Here is a 4,782-nt window from a genome sequence, read left to right as displayed (position 1 = left end):
GTGGCTCGCGCGGGCAACCGGTGAACCGGAGTATGCCGAGTACTACTCGGACTTCTGGCATGACATCACCACGTACTTCGCCGATCATCGGAGCGGTTCGTGGTGGCACGAGCTCGATGTGCGAAACCGCCCGGCGACGGCGACCTGGGACGGAAAGCCCGACCTGTACCACGCGTTCCAGGCCACGCTCGCGGCTCGGCTCACACGCCCGCAGGGCTTCGCGGCCGCAGCGAGGACGGGCGCCATCGACAACGGCCAGACCTGAAGACCAACGTCACCACGGAGGGGTAACCATGACGCAGATCACGCGAATCCTCATCGCGAACCACACCCATCATGACATCGGGTTCAACGACTATCAGGATGTCGCGTTCCGCCAGCATGGCGAGTTCGTGCGGGATGCGCTCGATCTCATCGAAGCGACGGCCGATCGGCGCGAGAGCGATCGCTACCGCTGGGTCTGCGAGGTGACGGGGCCGCTCGTGAAGTATCTGCGCAGCGCGGGTGCTGCCGAGCAGGAGCGCTTTCGTTATTGGCAGGCGCAGGGTGCGATCGATGTCGCCGCGATGCAATACAACATGACGCCGCTGCTCACGCCCGAGCAGATGCGGCGTTCGCTGTATCCGGTGCGGGTGCTGCGCGAAGAGATGGGCCTCGAGGTCGAGACGGCGATGCAGGACGACGTGAACGGCATCAGCTGGATGTTCGCTGATCTGCTGCCGATGATCGGCGTCGACTTCCTCACCCTCGCGATCAACCAGTCGCGTGGGCGTGCACCGCGGCCGTTCCCCGGTGGTTTCTGGTGGGAGGGGCCGGCGGGCAACCGTCTGCTGACGTGGAACGGCTTTCACTATCTGTTCGGTCGCAGTCAGGCCAAGCTCGGCGACTGGCGGTTCGTCGACGAATCGTTGCCGCCGTATCTCGATGCGCTCGAGCGCGACGAGTCGTTCCCGTTCGACACCCTCTACGTCGAATCCACGCATCCGATGCGCGTTGACAACGGCCCGCCGGATGCGCGCATGGCTGAGTTCGTGCGCCAGTGGAACGATGAGGGGCGCACGCCCGCACTGGAATTCGCCACCCCCCGCATGTTTCGTGATCACCTGCGTGACGAGTGGGGCGACAAGCTGCCGACGTGGCGCGGCGACTGGACCGACTGGTGGGCGGATGGCGCGGCATCCAGCGCATATGAGACGGGTCTGAATCGCGTCACGCACGAGCTGCTCGCCTCGGCCGAGACGCTGGCGTCGTGGCTCGTCGCCGATGGGCGACAGCCCGATCTGGCGGGGGACTTCGTCGAGCGCGTCTACGAGACGATGACGCTCTACGATGAGCACACGTGGGGCGCGTTCTCGAGCATCGATGCGCCGGATTCGCTGTTCACGAAGGCGCAGTGGAATCGTAAGGCGAACTTCGCGTACGACGCGGCGATGCACACGCATGACATGCTCACGCGGTCGGCGCGTCAGCTGGCCGACGGTCTTGCTGAGCGGGTGCCGGAGGGCCGCTTCAACCTCGGCGATCTCGACAGCGATGATGCATATCCGACCGATCCCCGCGCCCAGTTGCTCGTCTTCAACACGCTGCCCTATGAGCGCAGTCTGATCGTTGAGGTGCCGGAGTTCCGCTCCGGCGGTGCGCCGGGTGGGATGCTGGAGAGCTTCTTCCCGCGCGATGTGCCCTGGGGCGGGCCGCCGCACACCGATCTCGCGCGGCGTCGGCTCGTCGTGCCGGGTGGTGGGTATGCGTTCACGCCGATCAGCGGAGGAATCGACGATGACGACCTTGTCGCGGACGAACGGCGCATCGAGAACGAGTTCTATGCGGTCGTGATTGATGAGAGCACGGGTGCGATCGCGTCGTGGATCGATAAGCGATCGGGCCACGAGTACGCCGACACGATGCCCGAGGGTGGGTTCGGTCAGATCGTGCACGAGACGGTCGACTCGCCGCTGGGTCGCGATGCCCTCTATCTACAGGATTTCGGCAGCTGGGACTTCGGCTACTGGCAAGAGGACCCACCGTTCGACCGGCGCGTGCCCGATGTGGTGCACAGCGTGCGCACCTTCGTCGAGCCCGGTTACGCGGTGGCAGAGGTCACGGTCGAACTGCGCGGCTGCTCGACCGCCGTGCTGCGCATCGCGCTGCCGAGCCGCCAGGCGGTTCTGCACGTGGATTGGCACGTGACGCGGCTGGCGCTCACCGATCCCGAGTCGATCTACATCCTGTTCCCCACACGACTGGATGGGCAGACATACACGCTCGACGTCAACGGTGTTCCGCTGGCACCTGAAGAGGATCAGCTGCCGGGCGCTGTGCGCGACTTCTTTCCGCTGCGGCGCTGGGCTGACGTCAGCGACGGTGCGCGGGGTGTCACGCTCGTGGCGCTGGAGGCGCCGCTGCTTCAGCTCGGTGGCATCACGACGAACCAGATTGCCGAGCTCGCAGCCCCCGAGAGGCCGGGCTTCGTGTCGTGGGCGATGAACAACCACTGGATGGTGAACTTCAAGGCCAGCCAAGAGGGCGTGGCGACGCTGCGCTATCGACTGACCACCCACGAGGGTGCGTGCGATCCGGCTGCCGCGCAGCGGTTCGCCGAGACCGAGTCGGTCGCACCGATCGTGCTGCGCGACTATGTGCCGCTGCGCGATGAGCGCGGCACCGTGTTCTCGCTGCCCGAGATCGATGGCGTCGAGGCGACGGTGAAGCCGGCGACGTTCGGTGAGGGGCTGATTGTTCGGCTGCGGAACAACTCAGCCGCGGCGGTTGAGGTTCCCCTCGATGCGCTGCGGACGCTCGGCGAGGTCGAGGCAGTCAGCGTTCTCGAAGAGCCGCTGGCAGAGATGCCAGAGACGCTGGCGTCGCATGACGAGGCGTCGTTCCGCGTGACGCCGTAGACCCTATTGAACGTGCATCCGCAGCGACACCGGCAGCTCGACTTCTTGCACGGCGACGCTTTCGCCACCGGCATCCAGTCGTTTCAAGAGCAGGCGCGCTGCCGTCCTGCCCAACTCGCGCGGGTCGTGGTCGACGACGCTGATGGGCACGGGTGAGAGCTCGGCGAGCTCGAAGTCGTCGAAGCTCATGACCTCGGGAAACTCGGTGACGGTCTTGAGCCCGGACTTCAGTTGGTGATTGATCTCTTTGAGGGCGCCGATGGAGTTCCGGTTGTTGGCGCAGAAGATCGCGGTGGGTGCGTTACTCATGTTGAGCAGTGCGCGGGCGGCTTCTCGCGCCTGTTCGACCGTCTGCTGCTCGGCTGCGATGAGGTCGGGTTCGACCGGTATGCCCCGTTCTTTGAGGGCGCGCACGAAACCGGCGTGCCGGCGCTTGCCGGTGAAGATCGCAAGGGTGTTGCCGAGGTAGCCGATACGTGTGTGGCCGGCGTCGATGAGCGCGATCGCGCCGCGGTAGGCACCGTCTTCGTCGGAGAGCACGACGCTGTCGGCGGCGAGCCCTTCTACCCGGCGGGACGCGAGGACGACCGGAACTCCCTGCTTCTGCGACTGGGTGAGGTGCTCGGTTGCTGGTCCGGCAGGCACGACGACGAGGCCGTCGACGCGGCGCCCGAGAAAATCACCGACGAGCGCGGCTTCGCGTGCGGAATCCTCGGACGTGTTGCCGAGCAGGATGCGACGGCCGGTCAATGCGGCTTCTTCCTCGACACCGAGCGCGAAGGTGCTGTAGTACGGGTTGGCGATGTTCGTGATGGCGACGCCGATCAAGCCGCTCGACTGGCCGGGGCGGATGCTCCGTGCGTTCTCGTTGCGGTGATATCCGAGTTCGGCGACCGCGGCGAGTACGCGCTGCTGTACGTCGGGCTTGACGTTGACGCCGCCGGAGAGGGTGCGAGAGACGGTCATCGGGCTCACGCCCGCACGCTGCGCCACCTCTTTGACGGTTGGGCGGCGCCCTCGTGTAGTCATGACCGGCCTCCATCCGCTCCATAGGGAACGTTACCAGGATGGCTGAGACGCCCCTCCACACCGCGCCTGCTTCAGATCAGGTCGCCTGCCGAAACCTAACGGCCAGCATTTCGGATGCCTCGGCCAGCTCGGGCGGCCCGACAATCGTGAACGGCACGTCGAAGCGGGTGACGAAGGCGAGGACGCCGACCCATGACCACGACCCGATGGTGATGCGGCACGACTGGTCGGTGAGCGGCTCGAGTTCTCCGTCGGCGATCCACGGCGCTGCATCGCGAGCGGGCAGGGCGAGGTCGATCTGCCCGACGCACGGCCAGCGGTCTTCGGCATCCGATCCTTTGGAGCGTGCGGCGAGGTAGGTTTGGGCATCCGTCGCGGGGAGGGCCCGGGGGAGGAATCCCGGGCCTGCCGGATGCCGCGGCGACATGCGGTCGAGGCGGAAGATGCGCCAGTCGTCTTCGTCGAGGTCCCAGGCGATCAGATACCAGCGGCCGCCGCGCGCGACGATCGCGTGCGGGTGCGTGCGCCTGAGCGGTACGTCGCGCTCGCCGTATCCGAAGCGCAGAGTCTGCCGGTCGCGCACGGCGGCGCTGACGGCTTCGAGAGCCGCGGGGTCGACGCGTTCCCGGCGCGCGGTATCGGTGAAGCGGATGCCGTCGATGCGGTGTCGCAGGCGCGACGGCATCACCTGCCGAACGGTGGCGAGCGCCCGCTGCGCGCCCTCGTCGATGTCGACGCCGCTCGAAGGGATGCTCTGCAGGGCAATGGCGATCGCGATGGCCTGCTCATCATCGAACATCAGCGGCGGAAGGCCTGCACCGGGCGCGAGCCGGTAACCGCCATCGGGGCCCTTGAT

General features: G+C 66.6%; 4 protein-coding genes. 2 read left to right on the top strand and 2 right to left on the bottom strand.

All coding sequences use genetic code 11. The features are described 5' to 3' along the window. On the top strand, positions 1–265 hold a 265-nt coding region (locus tag Q1J95_RS14535; protein ID WP_300268845.1), incomplete at its 5' end, for an AGE family epimerase/isomerase. Between the two features lie 28 nt (positions 266–293). Continuing rightward, positions 294–2,897 (top strand): glycoside hydrolase family 38 C-terminal domain-containing protein, encoded by a 2,604-nt coding sequence (locus Q1J95_RS14530; RefSeq protein ID WP_300268844.1) that lies wholly within the window; start codon positions 294–296, stop codon positions 2,895–2,897. Positions 2,898–2,900: 3 nt separating this feature from the next. Here the strand turns inward: Q1J95_RS14530 and Q1J95_RS14525 are convergent, their stop codons facing one another. Beyond that, on the bottom strand, positions 2,901–3,926 hold the full coding sequence (locus Q1J95_RS14525; RefSeq protein WP_300268841.1) for a LacI family DNA-binding transcriptional regulator: 1,026 nt from the start codon (positions 3,924–3,926) through the stop codon (positions 2,901–2,903). Positions 3,927–4,002: 76 nt separating this feature from the next. Next, the coding region (locus Q1J95_RS14520; RefSeq protein ID WP_300268838.1) for a YafY family protein at positions 4,003–4,782 on the bottom strand (780 nt) is incomplete at its 5' end.

This window comes from Microbacterium sp. (assembly GCF_029263575.1).
Lineage (GTDB): Bacteria > Actinomycetota > Actinomycetes > Actinomycetales > Microbacteriaceae > Microbacterium.
This window is presented reverse-complemented; position numbering and strand designations above follow the sequence as displayed.

Bases quoted from the DNA above. Each gene is read 5' to 3' on its own strand.
- Q1J95_RS14530 (WP_300268844.1), top strand. From the start codon at position 294: ATGACGCAGATCACGCGAATCCTCATCGCGAACCACACCCATCATGAC.
- Q1J95_RS14525 (WP_300268841.1), bottom strand. From the start codon at position 3,926: ATGACTACACGAGGGCGCCGCCCAACCGTCAAAGAGGTGGCGCAGCGT.